This is a genomic window from Streptomyces sp. NBC_00576, assembly GCF_036345175.1.
GTDB lineage: Bacteria > Actinomycetota > Actinomycetes > Streptomycetales > Streptomycetaceae > Streptomyces.
This window is the reverse complement of sequence record NZ_CP107780.1, coordinates 5,962,571-5,979,586: the sequence shown is the minus strand read 5'-3', so window position 1 is coordinate 5,979,586 and position 17,016 is coordinate 5,962,571. Positions and strand designations below refer to the sequence as shown.

Below are 17,016 nucleotides of genomic sequence, written 5' to 3'. Positions count from 1 at the left end.
CAACTTCGCACATTCGCTAATCACCCAGTAGCCACAACGCGCTTTTCGTACAGGAATCCATGAGCCCGAATGGCCCCTAGATACCATGCTTATCCAGGTATCCCTTCACCCGTTTCGCCGCACATCCGTTGCAGCGAAACGACGTTAGTCGGGATATGACCGAGGCAACCATGGAAGGGCACCGCCATCCTCTCGCAGTACAAGAGAGGGAGAGCCGGACGGCCAGTAAGACGACGCTGGGGCCCTACATCTACATCCCTGCCCCCATGAACTCATCAGCCGCCACGAACGGCACTCTGACACGAGGTGGGTTTCGGGTCACCCTAGCGGTCACTGAGTCTCTTGTGCGGGAATTCCTGGACGTGATGAGCACACTGGAAGATGATTTCACTCGTCGATGGGCCACATCCCAAGGTCTGTACGCCTTCCCGGGCGGGGAATAACCAGGCTGCGTCATGCACGACGAAGAAATCGATCATCTCCGAGTGCGCTCCGCCGATGACCTGCGGATGCCCAGCAGCAGAGCCCCGGGGCGACACCGACACCGGCCCACGGCCGAGGCTTTCTCGGCACCCTTGGTGCCACCGGATGCGGGCTGGGATCCGGTCGAAGAATTGGCCTGGATGCTCCAGGACTCCATGGCGGATCAGTTCCCAAGAATCCCTGCGGCCCGCGACGAGACAGCAGTCACCATCCCGACCGCCGACACGTCCCTATGGAACCTCCAGGAAATCACGGCGGAAATTCCGCCCTTTCAAAAAATTAGCCAAAGTCACCGTAAGGTTCGTGAGCGCAATCGCCCGGGCACGCTCCAGACCGCCAGCTTCCTCATTGCCACGCTTACGGCGATCATCGCCTCCGCAGTGAGTTTTTTCAGCGGGATGGCCGCCTACGACCCTTTGCGCGTCATGGCCATGTCCCGCATGCAGGGCGGCATCGTGGCATGGTGGCCGCTGCTGGTGTACGGACCTTGGCTGGTCGCGTCGCTGTCCGTCCTTCGGGCCGCACTGCATCAGCGCCGCACAGTGCACTCCTGGTGCATGATCCTCCTATTTTCGTCGATTGCCATCCTCTTGTGCGTCGATCAGGCGCCCAAAACCTTCCTCGACACCACATCAGCAGCCTTGCCCGGACTCTCTGCTCTCGCGTGCTTCCAGCAAGCCGTCCGCCAGATCACCCTGACACGGGCACCCCGCCGAACGATGCGCCGCCATCGTTCGACTCGCTCCCCACTTCATGACCCCTGTGACGAAGAACCGACGGACACCGACGTCCCAGCACCATGACGTGTGCGGGACGCCCGTCGGGGTTGCCGTGGATTCCCGGGCCGCCGAAGGGTACGAGTCGACTGCGACCCGTGGGGGCGACACGTTCCTGTCCGTGTCGCCCCCACGGGTCGCAGTCGGCTTGCGGCAGTCGGGCAGCTTGGTGGACACCGGCGTGATCACCGAGGCCGTCGCGTCATCGACGCACAGCAGAGCTGGACGTGCAGGACCTCTGCCTCGGTGGGCGTGAGGCACAGAGCGAGGCCGGTCCCGAACCCGCAGTCCCTGGTCAACCAGAGGTCCATGGAGTTCTTCGGCCCGCCGACGGAACTCCGCGCCACGCAGCAGGCGCAGGACGGTTTGGTCCGGCAAGACCGGCACCGAAGCCGGTGTCACGGTGTGGACGGGGAGCCGACGGCCGTCGGAGAGCACCGTCTCGCGGGCTGCAGCGCGCTCCGCCTCGGCATCCTCGGGGGCGACGAACGACAGTTCCTGCTCGTCGCGCGATGAGCCGGACGTCGGCCACCCGAAATCACAGCAGCACCCTGGCTGCTTCACAGCGGCCAGATCAGCCGGACCGCCGGGTCTGCGGGGCGGGTGCGCGGCCCTGGTGCACGTCCGACGGCCGGCCCTGAAGCAGGCCGACCGCCGGAGGGCGAAAGGAGCGGTCAGATGAACGAGTTGATCTCGATCGTCTCCGTGCGCCCCGGGCCGACACCGATCGCCGAGATCGGCGCCCCGGACATCTCCTCCAGTGCCTTCACGTACGCCTGGGCGTTCTTCGGGAGGTCCGAGAAGGACTTGGCCTTCGTGATGTCCTCCGACCAGCCAGGCAGGGTCTCGTAGATCGGCTTCGCGTGGTGGAAGTCGGTCTGTGAGTACGGGAGTTCCTCGACGCGCTTGCCGTCGATCTCGTACGCCACGCAGACGGGGATCTCCTCCCAGCCGGTGAGGACGTCGAGCTTGGTGAGGAAGAAGTCGGTCAGGCCGTTCACGCGGGTCGCGTAACGGGCGATGACCGCGTCGAACCAGCCGCAGCGCCGGTCGCGGCCGGTGGTGACGCCCCGCTCGCCGCCGATACGGCGCAGCGCGGCGCCGTCCTCGTCGAAGAGCTCGGTGGGGAAGGGGCCGGCGCCGACGCGGGTCGTGTACGCCTTGAGGATGCCGATGACCCGGCTGATCTTCGTCGGGCCGACGCCCGAGCCCGTGCAGGCGCCGCCCGCGGTCGGGTTGGACGACGTGACGAAGGGGTACGTGCCGTGGTCGATGTCCAGGAGCGTGCCCTGGCCGCCCTCGAAGAGGACCACCTTGTTGTCTTCGAGCGCCTTGTTGAGGACCAGGACGGTGTCGGCGACGTACGGTGCGAGCCGGTCCGCGTAGGTGAGGAGTTCCTCGACGATCTGGGAGGCCTCGATCGCCCGGCGGTTGAAGACCTTGGTGAGGAGCTGGTTCTTGCCGTCCAGCGCCGCCTCGACCTTCTGCGTCAGGATCGACTCGTCGTACAGGTCCTGGACGCGGATGCCGACCCGGTTGATCTTGTCGGCGTAGGTCGGGCCGATACCGCGGCCCGTCGTCCCGATCTTGCGCTTGCCGAGGAAGCGTTCCGTCACCTTGTCGACGGTCACGTTGTACGGCGTGATGATGTGAGCGTTACCGCTGATCAGGAGCTTGGACGTGTCGACGCCTCGCTCGTTCAGCCCGTTCAGCTCGGAGAACAGGACCGACGGGTCGACGACGACGCCGTTGCCGATGACGGGTGTGCATTCAGGTGTGAGGATTCCGGAAGGGAGGAGATGCAGGGCGTACTTCTGGTCGCCCACGACTACCGTGTGGCCGGCGTTGTTGCCGCCCTGGTAGCGCACCACATAGTCCACAGACCCACCAAGCAGGTCGGTAGCCTTCCCCTTACCTTCGTCACCCCACTGAGCACCGAGCAGCACAAGTGCGGGCACGCGCGTACACCCCTTCCGGGCGGGGCATGTCCAAGGCCAGGGGCGTACGCGTCAGAGCTCACGGCTCATGCCTCGTACACCAGCGACCATCGTCGGCCGCAACCCATCGGACCCGGATGCCCCGGAATAGACCAAGCCCCTGGCGCAATAGCGCAAGGGGCTCTTGCACAAAGATGCTACCCGAGGAAGCGAGGCATGACCGAGGTGGCGACTTCCGACCAGCTCCTCGTGGTCATCGACCCGGTCGCCCGGCAGACGGACGGCGAGTCTGTACGAATCGCGAAAGACGTGCTCAGCGCGGGTGCGAGGACAAAAGTGTGTCTCCCGGAAGGGCCCGAGGAATTCGCTCGGGCACTGGCGAGGAGGGGCTCCAGGAGGCCGGTGGTGATCGGCGACGACCGGGCCCTGCTGCGTACGGTGGCCCTGCTGCACCGGCAGCGGGAACTGGCCGGATGTGCACTGTCGCTCGTCCCGGTGGGCGCGACCGGAGTGCTCTCCCTCGCCCGTTCGCTGGGCGTCCCCATGGGCGCGGTGGCCGCGGCGAGGGCGGTCCTGGAGGGCGCCGAACGCCGTCTGGACCTCCTCGTCGACGACAGCGACGGGGTGGTGGTGGGCGCGGTGCGCATTCCGGCGCTACGAGGGCCGGCCCACGTCGCCGGCCACGACGGCCACGACGGCATGAATGGCTCCGGGGAGGTCGACGCGGATCCGGGGGCTCCGGCTCATCCCTGGCTGCGGACCTGCCAGTCCCTGGTACGGACCCTGGCGACCCGGCCGGTACGAGGGGCGCGGGGACCACGGGTGGCCCCGGCACCGGGCGGCCACGGGCCCTCGCGGCTGCGTGTCGAGGTGGACGGGGTGACCCTCGTGGACCTCGACCAGCCGGTGGAGGCGGTGACCCTGACGCCGGGGGTGTCCGGGGGCGCCCGGGTGGAGATCCGCCCGGTGTCGGTGGGCGCGGAGGCGTCTCCGCTGGGAGCGGTGGGGCTGCGGGTGACGGTGTCCGGGGCGGACTTCCGGTACCGGGCGGATGCGGGGCTGGTGAGCGGGCCTGTGCGGCGGCGGACGTGGGTGGTGCGGGAGGGGGCGTGGGGGCTCACGTTGCCGGGGTGAGCCCCCGCTGTCCCTGGGGGCTGCCGCCCCCAGACCCCCGCTTCGGCCCTGAAGGGGCCTCGTCCTCAAACGCCGGACGGGCTGAAAGATCCAGCCCCTCCGGCGTTTGAGGAGCGGAGGTTCGGGGGCAGCGCCCCCGAGGATGGGACGGGTAGGGGCAGCGGGGGCGAATCCGACTCGTCCTTCAGCCCCACCCCCGTCAGCCCCAGTTCCCGCGCCCTCCCCATCAGCGTCGCCAGTTTCGACGCCGCCGTCTCATAGCTCAGCCCCAGTGGCGGGCGGATGTTGGACAGGCAGTTGCGGTCCGCGTCCGTGGTCGTGCCGGGGCGCGGGGCGTACGTCAGATACGCGCCCAGCGAGTCCGCCGCCGACATACCGGGGCGTTCGCCGATCAGGACGACCACCATCGCGGCGCCCATGGCGTGGGCGACGTCGTCGCCGAGGGCCACCCGGGCCTGTTCGGCAAGGATCACCGGGGCCACCCGCACACCCGGGTCCAGCAGTGCCGTCGTCGCCCGCACCATCGGCGCCGCATGTTCGTGCACCGCCCGGCTGGACAGGCCGTCGGCCACCACGAACACCAGGTCCCAGTCACCGCCGGGCAGATGCGCGCGGTCGATGTCGTCGAGGCGGCGCCCCAGATCGGGACGCTGGAGGTAGGTCAGGCGGTCGCCGGCGGCGCTGCGTACCCGTACCGTCGGTTCGCCCGTCAGGCCGGCCGCGACGACCTCCGGTTCGAAGGGCGAGTGCACCGCGTCCCGGGCGGCGGCGTGCGCGGCCTGCAGCTCCAGGCGGTGGCGGGTGGGGAGGGCGGAGCCCGCGCGGCCCAGGCCGATGCGGGCCTGCGTGTGCCGCCGTAGCGCCGCCCACATGGTCAAGTCATCGGCCAGAGGCGATAGTTGACGATCCGTCATGCCGCCAGTTCCTTTCCGATCGCCGTCAGCGGATGTGCCGTACCGGAGACGTCCCGGATAGCTCCCCGCTCGTCCAGCAGGCCGATGCCGTCCAGCCACGCCTCGAACTCCGGTGCCGGGCGCAGCCCGAGGACCTCGCGGAGGTACAACGCGTCGTGGTACGAGGCGGATTGGTAGTTGAGCATGATGTCGTCGCCGCCCGGTGTGCAGATCACGAAGGACGCGCCCGCGACTCCCAGCATCGTCAGCATGGTGGCGATGTCGTCATCGTCCGCGTCGGCGTGGTTCGTGTAGCAGATGTCCAGGCCCATGGGCAGGCCGAGCAGCTTGCCGCAGAAGTGGTCCTCCAGGGCGGCGCGGAGGATCTGGCGGCCGTCGTAGAGGTACTCGGGGCCGATGAAGCCGACCACCGTGTTCACGAGCAGGGGGTCGTAGCGCCTGGCCACCGCGTACGCCCGTGCCTCCACCGTCTGCTGGTCCACCCCGTGGTGCGCGTCGGCGGACAGCGCGCTGCCCTGCCCGGTCTCGAAGTACAGCGCGTTGTGCCCGACCGTCCCCCGGTTCAGCTCCCCCGCCGCCGCGTACGCCTCGTCCAGCAGCCCCAGGGTCACCCCGAACGAGGCGTTCGCGGCCTGCGTACCCGCGATGGACTGGAAGACGAGGTCGACCGGCGCCCCGCGTTCCATCAGGTCCACGCTGGTCGTGACATGGCACAGCACGCAGGACTGCGTGGGGATCTGGTACCGCTGGATGACCCCGTCGAGCAGCTCCAGCAGATCCCGTACCGCCTTCGGGCTGTCCGTGGCCGGGTTGATCCCGATCACCGCGTCTCCCGATCCCAGCAGCAGACCGTCCAGCAGCGCGGCCGCGACGCCCGCCGGGTCGTCGGTCGGGTGGTTGGGCTGGAGGCGGGTGGCCAGCCGGCCGGGCAGCCCGATCGTCGACCGGAAGGCGGTCACCACCCGCACCTTCCTTGCCACCGCGACCAGATCGGCGTTCCCCATCAGCTTGGACACCGCCGCCACCATCTCGGGCGTGAGCCCGGCCGACACGGCGGCCAGGGTCTCGGCATCCGCCGCCTCCGACAGCAGCCACTCCCGGAAGCCGCCCACCGTCAGCGCGGCCACCGGCGCGAAGGCGGCCAGGTCGTGCGTGTCCACGATCAGCCGGGTCACGTCGTCGTCCTCGTACGGAATCACCGGTTCGGCGAGGAATTGAGCCAGCGGCACGTCCGCCAGCGCCCAGCGTGCCGCGACCCGTTGCTGCGCGGAGTCCGCGGCGAGGCCTGCCAGTCGGTCGCCGGAGCGCTCGGGGCTCGCGGCGGCGAGCAGGCGCGCGAGGGAGTCGAAGCGGTAGCGGTGGCCGCCGAGGGTGGAGGTGTACGTGCTCATGGCGACGACCGTACGAGCCACGTGTTGCCGCCAGATTTCTAAAGGTCTGGTTGACAAACATTTAACGCCCCGACACCCTTTACCGACTCATTCGGACTACAGAGTTCCACCCCACCGGCAGTGCGCGGCAAAGCAACCAGGAAGGGGCCACCCGATGGCAGTGGACGAGGGCGTAGCCCCGGCGGACAGTACGAGTACGGGCGCAAGTCCCGGTGACGAAGGCACGGTTCACCGGCTGAAGCCGAACGCGATCGGCCTGCTCGGCGTGGTCTTCATGGCCGTCGCCACGGCTGCGCCGATCACCGCGATGACGGGCAACGTGCCCTTCATGGTGTCGTCAGGAAACGGCATCGGCGCACCCGCGAGCTACCTGGTCGCAATGGTCGTCCTGGCAATCTTTGCCGTCGGCTTCACCTCGATGGCGAAGCACATCACGTCCACCGGCGCCTTCTACGGCTTCATCTCCTACGGCCTCGGCCGCACGGTCGGCCTCGCCTCCGGACTGCTCGCCACCTTCGCGTACGTCGTCTTCGAGCCCGCCCTCATCGGCATCTTCTCGACCTTCGCCACCGAGACCGTGAAGGACCAGACGGGCGTCAGCGTCCCCTGGTGGGTGTTCGCGATCGTCATGCTCGCGATCAACGCCACGGGTACGTGGTTCGGGGTGTCGGTGGCCGAGAAGCTGCTGATCGTCCTGCTCGGCACCGAGGTGACGATCCTCGCCGCGATGGCGATCTCGGTCGCCTTCCACGGCGGCGGCCCGAACGGCTTCACCTTCGGCCCGGTCAACCCGGTCAACGCCTTCCAGGGCACCAGCGCCGGCCTCGGCCTCTTCTTCGCCTTCTGGTCATGGGTCGGCTTCGAGTCGACGGCGATGTACGGCGAGGAGTCCCGCGACCCGAAGAAGATCATCCCCAAGGCGACGATGATCAGCGTCCTGGGCGTCGGCGTCTTCTACGTCTTCGTCTCCTGGATGGCCATCACGGGCAACGGCGAGGCCGCGGCGGTCAAGGCGGCCTCGTCCTCGAACCCGCTCGCCCTGTTCTTCAACCCCACCGAGCAGTACGTCGGCCACTGGGCGGTCGTCGTCATGCAGTGGCTGATGATCACCGGCTCGCTGGCCTGCGGCATGGCCTTCCACAACTGCGCCGCCCGCTACATGTACGCCCTGGGCCGCGAGGGCGTACTCCCCTCTCTCAAGCGGACCATCGGCCGCACCCACGCCGACCACGGCTCCCCGCACATCGCGGGCCTCGTCCAGACGATCATCAGCGCCCTCCTGCTGATCGGCTTCTGGGCCGCCCACAAGGACCCGTACACGGGTACGTACGTCCTGCTGGCCATCCTCGGCACGATGGCGATCCTCGTCGTCCAGGCCGTCTGCTCCTTCGCGGTCCTGGCCTACTTCCGCAAGCACCACCCGGAGAGCCGCCACTGGTTCCGGACGTTCACGGCCCCGCTCATCGGCGGCGTGGCGATGCTCGCGGTGGTGGTGCTGCTGGTGTCCAACATGGGGGTCGCGGCGGGCACGGAGTCGGGCTCACTGGTGCTCAAGTCGACGCCGTGGCTGGTCGCGCTGATCGCGGCGGGCGGCATCGGCTACGCCACCTACCTGAAGCACCGGGCCCCCGAGCGGTACGCGCTGCTGGGTCGGACGGTGCTGGAGGAGACCAAGGAGCGTTAGCCGTACGGGAGTTGAGAGCGTGAGTTGAGCACATCCTTCGGCCAGGGCCTCCGACGCACCGCACCGCTCGTGCGCGTCAGGAGTCCTGGCCGAAGGTCTTGGCGCGTTCCTCCCGCCACCGGTCCATCAGGTTGGTGAGCTCGCCCTCCAGATACTCGAAGAAGGCGAGCGTCTCGGCGATGCGCTGACCGCCGGGGCTCTCGACACCGAGGCTGTCGACGCCCACGCGCAGGGTCTGGGCCCAGCGCTTGAGGATGGCGTCGCGGTTGGTCAGTGCCTCGTACCACTGGTCGCTGTGCACCCGGTACCGCTCGCGCCGCGAGCCGGGTTCGCGCTCCCGCGAGACCATGTGCACCTGGGACAGATAGCGCACGGCGCCGGAGACGGCGGCCGGGCTGACCTGGAGCTGTTCACCGAGCTCGGCGGAGGTCAGGGCGCCGGCGTCGGAGGCGAGGAGCGCCGCGAAGACGCGGGCGGCCATGCGCTGCATCCCGGCCTCGACGAGCTGGGCGGCGAAGCTCTCGACGAACCTCGACACCGCCTCGGAGTCCCGCCCGCTCCCTGCCACACCCGGTTCCGTCATACGTAAAGCGTAACCGTCATTCATACACTTCCTTAACTTCACAAATTTCTGAAGTAAGCGTACGTTCGGAAACATGACGAAGGCCAGCCCCGCTGTCGAGGTATCCGGACTCCACAAGTCGTTCGGGAAGACGCACGCCCTGGACGGTCTCGACCTGACCGTCGAGGCCGGCGAAGTGCACGGCTTCCTAGGCCCCAACGGCGCCGGGAAGTCCACGGCGATCCGCGTCCTCCTCGGCCTGCTGCGCGCCGACTCGGGCGCCGCGCGGATCCTGGGCCGGGACCCGTGGGCGGACGCGGTCGAGGTGCACCGCCGGATCGCGTACGTCCCCGGCGACGTCACCCTGTGGCGCAACCTCTCGGGCGGCGAGGTCATCGACCTGTACGGCCGGCTGCGTGGCGGCGGACTCGACAAGGGGCGCCGGGCGGACCTGATCGACCGGTTCGAGCTGGACCCGACCAAGAAGGGCCGCACGTACTCGAAGGGCAACCGCCAGAAGGTGGCGCTGGTGGCGGCGTTCGCATCGGACGTCGACCTGCTCATCCTCGACGAACCGACCTCAGGGCTCGACCCGTTGATGGAGGAGGTCTTCCAGACTTGCGTGGAGGAGGAACGCGACAGGGGCCGTACGGTCCTGCTCTCCTCCCACATCCTCAGCGAGGTCGAGGAGTTGTGCGACCGGGTGAGCATCATCCGGAACGGCCGAACCGTCGAGAGCGGCTCACTGGCCGACCTGCGCCACCTCACCCGGACGAGCATCACGGCGGAACTGGCGGGCGCGCCGAACGGGTTGGCACGCCTGCCCGGTGTCCACGACGTGGATGTACAAGGAAGCCGAGTCCAACTCCAGGTGGACACCGACAAGTTGGACGCGGTGCTGCGTTCGCTCACAGAGTCGGGCGTGCGGTCGCTGAGGTCGACGCCACCGACGCTGGAGGAGTTGTTCCTGCGCCACTACCAGGGCGAAGCGGTGACCCGATGACCGCCATCACGTCAGCCCTGGCAGTACGGAGGACCGTCGGCTCACGTCAACTGGCGGGCACCGGAACGCTGTTGAGGTTCAACCTGCGGCGCGACCGGGTGATGATCCCGGTGTGGGTGGCGGTGACGGCCCTCATGGTCCTGTCCCTCCCGGGCTCCCTGGAGAGCGTGTACTCGTCGCCCGCCGAACGCGCCGACATCGCCCGCCAGATGCTCACCAACAGCTCACTGCGGGCCACGTACGGCCCGGTGTTCAGCGACTCGATCGGCGGCCTGACCGCCTGGCGCATCGGCGGTTACGCGGCGATCCTCGCCGGCGTCATGAGCCTGCTCGTCGTCGTACGGCACACCCGCGACGAGGAGGAGAGCGGACGTCAGGAACTGATCTCGTCGGCGATGGTGGGCCGCCGGGCCCCACTGACTGCGGCCCTGCTCACCGCCCTGGTGGCCAACGCCGCACTGGCGCTGCTGATCGCGGGCGGCCTGGCGGGCCAGGGCGCGTCGGGTGCGCTGGCGTTGGGTCTGGGCATCGGGGGCGTGGGAACGGCGTTCGCCACCCTGACGGCGATCGTCGCCCAGTTCACGGAGAGCGCGCGGCTGGCGAAGGGCCTCACGGGCGGCCTGCTCGGCGCGGCGTTCGTGCTGCGCGCGGCGGGCGACTCGGCGACGAACGACGGTTCGTCGCCGCTGACTTGGGCCTCACCGATCGGCTGGCTGGAGAACGTACGGCCGTTCGCGGACGAACGGTGGTGGGTGCTGGGGTTGTTCGCGACTGCGGCGGTACTACAGGGCTGGCTCGCCTACGAGTTGGCGGGTCGCCGGGACGTCGGGATGAGCTTCCTCCCGACCCGTCCCGGACCGGCGACCGGCCGCCTGGGCACGGCGGGCGCGCTGGCCTGGCGGCTGCAACGGGGCGCTGTCGCCGGCTGGAGCATCGGGTTCTTCACGGCCGGGGTCGCCTTCGGCGGGCTGACGAAGGGCGCGGCCGACCTGGTCGGCGACAACGCGAAATCCCGGGAGATCATCGAGCGGATGGGCGGCCAGTCGAGCATCGAGGACGCGTTCCTCGCCACGATGGTCGGCATGTTCGGCATGGTGGCGGCGCTCTACGTCGTCTCGTCGGTACTCCGGCTGCACGCGGAGGAGACCTCCCAACGGGCCGAGCCGATCCTCGCCAACGCGGTGGGCCGGTTGCGATGGGCCGGGGGCCACCTGGTGATCGCCTTCGGCGGCGCGGCACTGATCCTGCTGCTGAGCGGCCTGGGCCTGGCACTCGGGTACGGGGAGGAACTGGGCCCGGTCGTCGGGGCGAGCCTGGTACAGGTCCCGGCGGTGTGGGTGCTGGGCGGACTGGCGGTACTGCTGTACGGGGTTTCGCCCCAACTGGCGGTGGGAGCCTGGGGTGTTGCCGGGTTCGCGCTGCTGGTGGGGTGGATCGGGCCGGCGCTGGATGTGCCGCAGGGGGTGCTGGATCTGTCGCCGTTCGGGCATCTGCCGAAGTTGCCGGGCGGGGGGATGAGCTGGGGGCCGGTGGTGGTCCTGACCGGGATTGCGGCGGGGCTGGTGACCGCGGGGCTGGCGGGGGTGCGGCGGCGGGACCTGAGTACGTAACACCGGCGGTGCTCCGCGCCGCGCAACTCGTCAGCCCCGGTGAACGGGGACGAGGCCCTGCAGCGTCGTCGTCCTCTCCAGGGGCCGAGGCTGCTCTGGGAGGCGGGGCGTCAAGGTGCGTGTGCTGGACCGTCCTGGAGGCTTGCTTTCCGTGAAGATGAGCCATTCGGGCTGGTGGGCTGCGGGACCGTCACCGCGACCCTATGGACACGGCCCCGGCCGGCGCGTGCTGTTGGGCCGAACGGGCACGGATGGGGCTTCGCCTGGGGCCGCAGGATCGCCACCACGTTCGACCGGTGATGGCCCGAGACCACCGCGTTCATCGCCATCGGCCACAGCGAGGCGAAGAGCGAAGGCATCAAGCGAGTGATCAACCTGGTCGCCTGGGCCGCCCAGGGTTTCCGCAACCCCGCCAGCCAGCTGTCCCGTCTCACTCAGCCAAGTCGTTTTCGCAACGAACCGAGTCGTTCAGCTTCGGCCTCAGCGGGGCCAGTCGCGCGGCTGAGTGTGCTGAGCGGTACTGGGCGACGGTATCGGGCCGCCATCGACCACCCAGGTTGAGCTCCCCGGCCCGGCGACGGACTCGAGCAGCGCTGCGACCGCAGCAGGTACCACTCGGGCCGCCGGAGAAAGTCAAAAAGCGCCCGCAGCCAATCTTCCTGGCTGCGGGCACCTTGTCGGGCGTCAAGCTGTGCGCACGTCAGCCCTTGAGCGCCTTGAGCGCGCGGTTCAGGAAGTCGGGAACCGTCTCCGGCGGCACGATCCGCATCGCCACATATGTAAGGACCAGGATCAAGATCCCGGTCAGGGCGAGGCGGAGGACCGCAAGGACATCACCCTCCGGAGCCTTCTCCATGGCACTCCGGATAACCAGTGCCAGGATGACAAGGGCGAGCAGGACCAAAAGGATCATGGCAGTGCGGTTCCTTCTTCTGGCTGGAGCAGGACGGTTCTCCCGCGGGTGAAAAGGAGCCTCCACCCGCTCAGGGGGCGCGCTGCCGAGCCGAAATGCCATGAGAAGCCACCTGCTGCGGCTTGCTGTTGTCCGCAGGCTTGAGACAGGGTTGGACGTTATTGGACGTAGCCCGGGGGAGGGCCATGGCACGCGCAGGACGGCTTAAGAAACCCGAACTGACAGGGCAGGCACACCGCGCCCTCAACGACGCCCTCCACCAGCTGCACGCTTACGCGAAGTACCCACCGCTTACGTCTCTGGAGGGGGCTCTGGCGCAGACCGGTGTCCCGTACGCCTCCCGGGCCACGATTCACAATGCCTTCTCCAGCACGCGGTTGCCGCGAGTGGGGCTCGTCGATGCTCTTGCGGTGGAGCTGGCGAGCAGGGTCCGGAACACTGACCCGGAAAAGATCGACGCGGTGAGCATCGCCTTCGACAACCTGTGGTTCCTAGCAGATCTAGAGGACCGGCAGCATCAGGCGGGGGCGGAGAAGATGGCCGACTCTACCGAGAGCAGTCCCAGCGCCGATGAGGGCAATTCTGGTGCCGCCAGTCTCCCGGCGCTGACGCTCGCGCCGTCGACGACTATCGCACTGCCGAGCGCAGAGCAGCCGGACATGAGCGTGCGGCTGCGCCTTCTCGACGTACCCGATCAAGGACTGCTGCGCAAGCTACTCAAAGAGCCCGAGTTGATGACGCGTCTGTGCCTGGAGACCGTGCGCACGATAGTGACGCTTTGGTGAGGGAGCCTGCGACGTGACCGTGCGGGAGGATCACGAGGTAGCCGTCTGGTCGGTTGGCCCTACTCATGTCACGCGAGACCTCGACCCGCACGGCGATGAAACCTGGGATCTCGGTGAACGCCACGCCCCAATATGGTGGATCGATGACGTCGATCAAGAAGTTCCAAGTCACCTTCGACTGCGCAGAACCTGAGCGCCTCGCTCGTTTCTGGTGCGAGGTGTTGGGGTATGTCGTACCGCCGCCACCGGAGGGGTTTGCCACCTGGGACGACTTCAAGCGCTCGCAGCCACCTGAGCAGCGGGATTCATGGTTCGCCTGCAGTGATCCCTCAGGTGTGGGCCCGAGACTGTACTTCCAGCGCGTCCCCGAAGGGAAGGCAGCCAAGAACCGGCTGCATCTTGACGTGCGAGTCGGCACCGGACTCGTGGGTGAAGAGCGCCTCGCCGCACTTGAGGCCGAATGCGCACGACTGGTCCCGCTCGGCGCGGTACACGTGCGAACGCTGTATGACGGCAATGATTCGTGCATCCCGATGCAGGACATCGAGGGCAACGAGTTCTGTATCGACTGAGGCGCCGCGAACCTGTCCGCGTTCAGGCCCCATGGACCGAGACGAAGAACCCGCCCCCCGACCTGTCAGGTCGCTGTGACAGCCGCAGCGACGTCTCGTACAGGTCTCGGTAAGTAGCGGGACTTCGCCAACCGTGCACCGTGACGGCGGGAACTCATGAGTTGTCAGAGGCATGAGTGAGGATCACGGGCATGACGGCTAATACCACCGACTACCTGTGGTTCGAGGAACGTTTCCCGGACCTAGCAGAGGCCTACTGCATCACCCTCGTCCACGGGGTCTCCCCAGTGGAGCTGCTACGTCGGCTTGGAGGCCAGGCCGAACCCGCGCATACCGGAATCCCGGAACTGGTCGAAGCCGCCTATGACTTCTACGCCCCGTTCAGCGGCACGCGGACACTGTTCGGCATGACCTCAATCGGCCCGTGGACCCTCATGGTTGAGCCCAACGGCTGGCACGGCGTCAACGAGGAGAAGGCGCTGCCGGCCTCGCTGGGCACCCGCTGGATCTCCCACTACGACAACAGCAACGCCAACAATGACGGCTCGTTCCTCTGGGCCGAGAACACGGACCGGCGCCTTCAGTTCGACCTCCGTGACGCCGGCTACCTCAATGGATCCCGCCCGGATGAGCTCCTGGATGTCATCCGCCGGCTCGGCTTCGAGTTCCCAGAAGAGCCCACCACGACTGACGATCTCGACACCGACCGGGCCATCCCAGCGGCCTTCGCCCTCGCCGAGCACCTCACGCAGATCCGCCTCATGCCGGCCCATCTCCAGGACACTGTCTTCGTCTGCGGCAGCGCAGAGATCAAGTGACCAGCCCTTGCGAAGCTGTGGAGGCAGACCAGATCAGTTGAGAACAGTGATCCGTACACCTGGGACCAGGCCAACCGAGATCCTCGACGTTTCAGCGTCTCAGTTCTTCTGATCGTCGCAGGTCACCGGCATGGCCACCGGGTGGGATGGATCGAACGCCGCATGACGGATCGTCGACCGAAAACCCATATCGCAGTCTGCCGGTCGCCCTTGGCGGGAACAACACCCAGCTGGGAGGGTGGCCGGCCGCCGGGGATGCAAGGTGAGCACCGATCCGTCTGGTCCTTGCTGGCTCCTACGGCGCGACCACCGATGGCGGTGTCGGCGACCTCGACACAGTTGCTCTCCGTCCCGGAGAACGACGACTATGGTCCCGCTTACATGAAGGTCAGCCCTGCGCGGAGTGGCCGAACTCCCCGGACTTAGTGCCTGTCAGGAACGTCTGCCAGCCGCCGAGTGCGAAGGTGAGCACGGGTCCGCTCTGGTTCTTGCTGTCGCGTACGGCTCGGCCGCCGGTGACGGTGTCGGCGACCTCGACGCAGTTGCTCTGTGTCCCAGAGTGCGATGACTTCCGGAAGGGGCCTACAACCTCGGTCACGATGTGTCTTCCTTGGTGGTCCGCAGTACACGCCGGATGAGCCTCGTACTCGCGTCCGGTGCCAGTGCTGCCGAGCGTAGTAGGTCGTACGCGTTGGCGTAAGCGGTTAGATCCTCGGGCCCTTCGAGGACCGATGTGCCCCGCAGGTTCTCCAGGGTCACGGCTTCGACTGTTGGTTCCGCGTCGAAGCTGAAGGTGGAGAAGGCAGAGGTCAGGGCGGCCAGCGCGCCCGCGCTGAACGGCAGTACCTGCACGGTGACGTTCTTCCGCTTCCCGATCTCCAGGATCGCGGACAACTGGTCCCGGTGAACCTCGGTGCTCACCAAGGGGTGTGTGATGACGCCTTCCCAGAGGATGGCGCTGTACGTTGCGCCGCCCTCCTCGATCTTGGCCTGCCTCACCTTTCGCACCTTCAGCAGGTCAGCGACCAGTTCTGGGGCAACGTAGTTGGGGTCGGCCGCAATGTTCCCCTCCGTGTAGGCCGGAATCTGCAGGAGCCCCGGCACCAGGACCGGCTGCCACTCACGGATGTATGTGGCGTCGTCCTCCAGCGCGATGTGGTCGAGGTAGTCCGGACGCAGGTGCGCGGCATGTTCGAGCCACCAGCCACGCCGGTTCGACTGTTTGGCCAACTCCTCCAGTTTCACGCGCACTTCGGGTTCGTCGGCGCCGTACGCCTTTAGCATCGCCCGAATCTCGATGGGGCGAGCGATGACGTGTCCTGTCTCGATGCGGCTGACCCTGGTCTGGTGTGCAGCAATCACCTCAGCTGCTTGCGGCTGGTCGAGCCCGGCCGCCAGCCGATACCTCCTGAGCGCCGCCCCAAGTCGCCTGCTGCGCACGGTCGGTCGTCCCCCTGCGGGCATCCCAAACCCCTCTCCATCGCAAGCCCACTGTAGGGCAGCACGGGCGTCGCACATTAGTAATACCGCATACATGCGAGCTTTTAGCTTGCGGATATTTCTCTTGCGGCCCTAACCTCAGTGCACACGCTCCACTACAGAGCGCGACGACAATCGAGCGTCAGGAGGTACTCCGCCATGCCCGAACCCACCTCACTCCAGCCCCGCCCCGAGTCCCACCAAGCCACCACCTTCCGCCTCCCCAAGCACCCCAGAAACGTCCCCGACGCCCGCGCCCAGGTCCGCAAAGCCCTCGCCGACTGGGGCCTGCCCACCGAACTCGCCACCGACGTCGCCCTCGTGGCCACGGAGTTCGTAAGCAACTCCGTACGGCACTGCGAAGTGACCTTCGCCCTGATCGAGGTGACCCTCACCCTCCAAAGCGACCAACTGCTGCTGGAGGTCTCCGACCCCGACAAGGAACGGCTTCCCGCACCGCGTGCCGCTGGCCAACAGGACGAGGACGGGCGCGGGTTGGCAGTCATCGCAGCCCTGACCAGCCAATGGGGATGCGACCTGCGCCGGTTCACCAAGTGCTCCTGGGCCACCTTCCCGCTGCCGGAAGTCGCCCCCGCATGTTCCGGTTGACGGCCCGACTGGTCACCCAACTGGCCGCCGCACTCCGCCCCCGCCCACCAAGCCCACCAGCCCCACCCGAACTCACCCAGCCACCACGCACCCCGGACCCGTACGTCTGGACGCTGCCCAGCCCCCGCGACGCCCGCTGGCGACGCTGGCACCGGCACAAGAACCCGACCGACCTGCTCCTCCCCGACGAGGACTGCTGGCAGCAACCACCACCACCCCGACCCCCGAACTGGACGACGACCGACAACGTCGTACGCCTCTACGTACTCCAAGCCGAGGAGATCAAGAAGCCGTACCCGCAAGGGAGTTGGTGACGGGAACCTTCGGCCGCGCGGCCGCGTCCCTC

General features: G+C 67.8%; 18 protein-coding genes. 11 read left to right on the top strand and 7 right to left on the bottom strand.

The window, feature by feature from the left end:
* Window positions 1–455: 455 nt before the first annotated feature.
* A complete protein-coding gene (locus OG734_RS25855; protein WP_330289873.1) occupies window positions 456–1,286 on the top strand; it encodes a DUF2637 domain-containing protein in 831 nt (276 codons plus the stop codon).
* Between the two features lie 282 nt (window positions 1,287–1,568).
* A complete protein-coding gene (locus tag OG734_RS25850) occupies window positions 1,569–1,775 on the top strand; it encodes a hypothetical protein (RefSeq protein ID WP_330289872.1) in 207 nt (68 codons plus the stop codon).
* A gap of 158 nt (window positions 1,776–1,933) precedes the next feature.
* On the opposite strand, the gene OG734_RS25845 is transcribed toward OG734_RS25850, so the two are convergent.
* A complete protein-coding gene (locus OG734_RS25845) occupies window positions 1,934–3,217 on the bottom strand; it encodes an adenylosuccinate synthase (protein ID WP_330289871.1) in 1,284 nt (427 codons plus the stop codon).
* 195 nt (window positions 3,218–3,412) lie between these two features.
* Here OG734_RS25845 and OG734_RS25840 point away from each other — a divergent pair, with 195 nt between their 5' ends.
* Window positions 3,413–4,330: a diacylglycerol kinase gene (locus tag OG734_RS25840; RefSeq protein ID WP_330289870.1), complete on the top strand. Its 918-nt coding sequence runs from the start codon at window positions 3,413–3,415 to the stop codon at window positions 4,328–4,330.
* Between the two features lie 65 nt (window positions 4,331–4,395).
* Here the strand turns inward: OG734_RS25840 and eutC are convergent, their stop codons facing one another.
* Both eutC and OG734_RS25830 read right to left on the bottom strand, forming a co-directional pair.
* Window positions 4,396–5,244 (bottom strand): ethanolamine ammonia-lyase subunit EutC, encoded by an 849-nt coding sequence (gene eutC / locus OG734_RS25835; RefSeq protein WP_330289869.1) that lies wholly within the window; start codon window positions 5,242–5,244, stop codon window positions 4,396–4,398.
* The gene (locus OG734_RS25830; RefSeq protein WP_330289868.1) at window positions 5,241–6,635 is read right to left on the bottom strand and encodes an ethanolamine ammonia-lyase subunit EutB; all 1,395 of its coding nucleotides are present in this window, start codon (window positions 6,633–6,635) and stop codon (window positions 5,241–5,243) included. The genes eutC and OG734_RS25830 overlap by 4 nt, the downstream gene beginning before the upstream one ends.
* Before the next feature lie 154 nt (window positions 6,636–6,789).
* On the opposite strand from OG734_RS25830, the gene OG734_RS25825 reads away from it, so the two are divergent.
* Window positions 6,790–8,319, top strand: a complete 1,530-nt coding sequence (locus OG734_RS25825; protein WP_330289867.1) for an APC family permease — start codon at window positions 6,790–6,792, stop codon at window positions 8,317–8,319.
* A gap of 76 nt (window positions 8,320–8,395) precedes the next feature.
* On the opposite strand, the gene OG734_RS25820 is transcribed toward OG734_RS25825, so the two are convergent.
* Entirely contained in the window at window positions 8,396–8,902 is a 507-nt protein-coding gene (locus OG734_RS25820; RefSeq protein WP_330289866.1) for a GbsR/MarR family transcriptional regulator, read from the bottom strand.
* 73 nt (window positions 8,903–8,975) lie between these two features.
* Here OG734_RS25820 and OG734_RS25815 point away from each other — a divergent pair, with 73 nt between their 5' ends.
* Together OG734_RS25815 and OG734_RS25810 are read left to right on the top strand one after the other, a co-directional pair.
* Window positions 8,976–9,884 carry an ABC transporter ATP-binding protein gene (locus OG734_RS25815; protein WP_330289865.1) on the top strand — a complete coding sequence of 303 codons (909 nt, stop codon included), beginning with the start codon at window positions 8,976–8,978 and terminating at the stop codon, window positions 9,882–9,884.
* Window positions 9,881–11,494, top strand: a complete 1,614-nt coding sequence (locus OG734_RS25810) for an ABC transporter permease (RefSeq protein WP_330289864.1) — start codon at window positions 9,881–9,883, stop codon at window positions 11,492–11,494. Before OG734_RS25815 ends, OG734_RS25810 begins: the two co-directional genes overlap by 4 nt.
* A 700-nt stretch (window positions 11,495–12,194) precedes the next feature.
* Here the strand turns inward: OG734_RS25810 and OG734_RS25805 are convergent.
* Window positions 12,195–12,407 (bottom strand): hypothetical protein, encoded by a 213-nt coding sequence (locus OG734_RS25805; protein ID WP_330289863.1) that lies wholly within the window; start codon window positions 12,405–12,407, stop codon window positions 12,195–12,197.
* A 185-nt stretch (window positions 12,408–12,592) separates the two neighbouring features.
* Here OG734_RS25805 and OG734_RS25800 point away from each other — a divergent pair, with 185 nt between their 5' ends.
* The 3 genes from OG734_RS25800 to OG734_RS25790 all read left to right on the top strand — a co-directional run bounded on the left by OG734_RS25800 (window position 12,593) and on the right by OG734_RS25790 (window position 14,582).
* On the top strand, window positions 12,593–13,192 hold the full coding sequence (locus OG734_RS25800; protein ID WP_330289862.1) for a hypothetical protein: 600 nt from the start codon (window positions 12,593–12,595) through the stop codon (window positions 13,190–13,192).
* A gap of 143 nt (window positions 13,193–13,335) precedes the next feature.
* A complete protein-coding gene (locus tag OG734_RS25795) occupies window positions 13,336–13,764 on the top strand; it encodes a VOC family protein (RefSeq protein ID WP_266502703.1) in 429 nt (142 codons plus the stop codon).
* 191 nt (window positions 13,765–13,955) lie between these two features.
* Complete coding sequence (locus OG734_RS25790; protein WP_330289861.1) at window positions 13,956–14,582, top strand: DUF6461 domain-containing protein; 627 nt, start codon at window positions 13,956–13,958, stop codon at window positions 14,580–14,582.
* A gap of 388 nt (window positions 14,583–14,970) precedes the next feature.
* On the opposite strand, the gene OG734_RS25785 is transcribed toward OG734_RS25790, so the two are convergent.
* Both OG734_RS25785 and OG734_RS25780 read right to left on the bottom strand, forming a co-directional pair.
* Complete coding sequence (locus OG734_RS25785; protein WP_330289860.1) at window positions 14,971–15,180, bottom strand: DUF397 domain-containing protein; 210 nt, start codon at window positions 15,178–15,180, stop codon at window positions 14,971–14,973.
* On the bottom strand, window positions 15,177–16,046 hold the full coding sequence (locus tag OG734_RS25780; RefSeq protein WP_330293787.1) for a helix-turn-helix domain-containing protein: 870 nt from the start codon (window positions 16,044–16,046) through the stop codon (window positions 15,177–15,179). The genes OG734_RS25785 and OG734_RS25780 overlap by 4 nt, the downstream gene beginning before the upstream one ends.
* A gap of 174 nt (window positions 16,047–16,220) precedes the next feature.
* On the opposite strand from OG734_RS25780, the gene OG734_RS25775 reads away from it, so the two are divergent.
* Window positions 16,221–16,670, top strand: a complete 450-nt coding sequence (locus tag OG734_RS25775; protein WP_330289859.1) for an ATP-binding protein — start codon at window positions 16,221–16,223, stop codon at window positions 16,668–16,670.
* The gene (locus tag OG734_RS25770; RefSeq protein WP_330289858.1) at window positions 16,658–16,984 is read left to right on the top strand and encodes a hypothetical protein; all 327 of its coding nucleotides are present in this window, start codon (window positions 16,658–16,660) and stop codon (window positions 16,982–16,984) included. The genes OG734_RS25775 and OG734_RS25770 overlap by 13 nt, the downstream gene beginning before the upstream one ends.
* Window positions 16,985–17,016 lie beyond the last annotated feature (32 nt).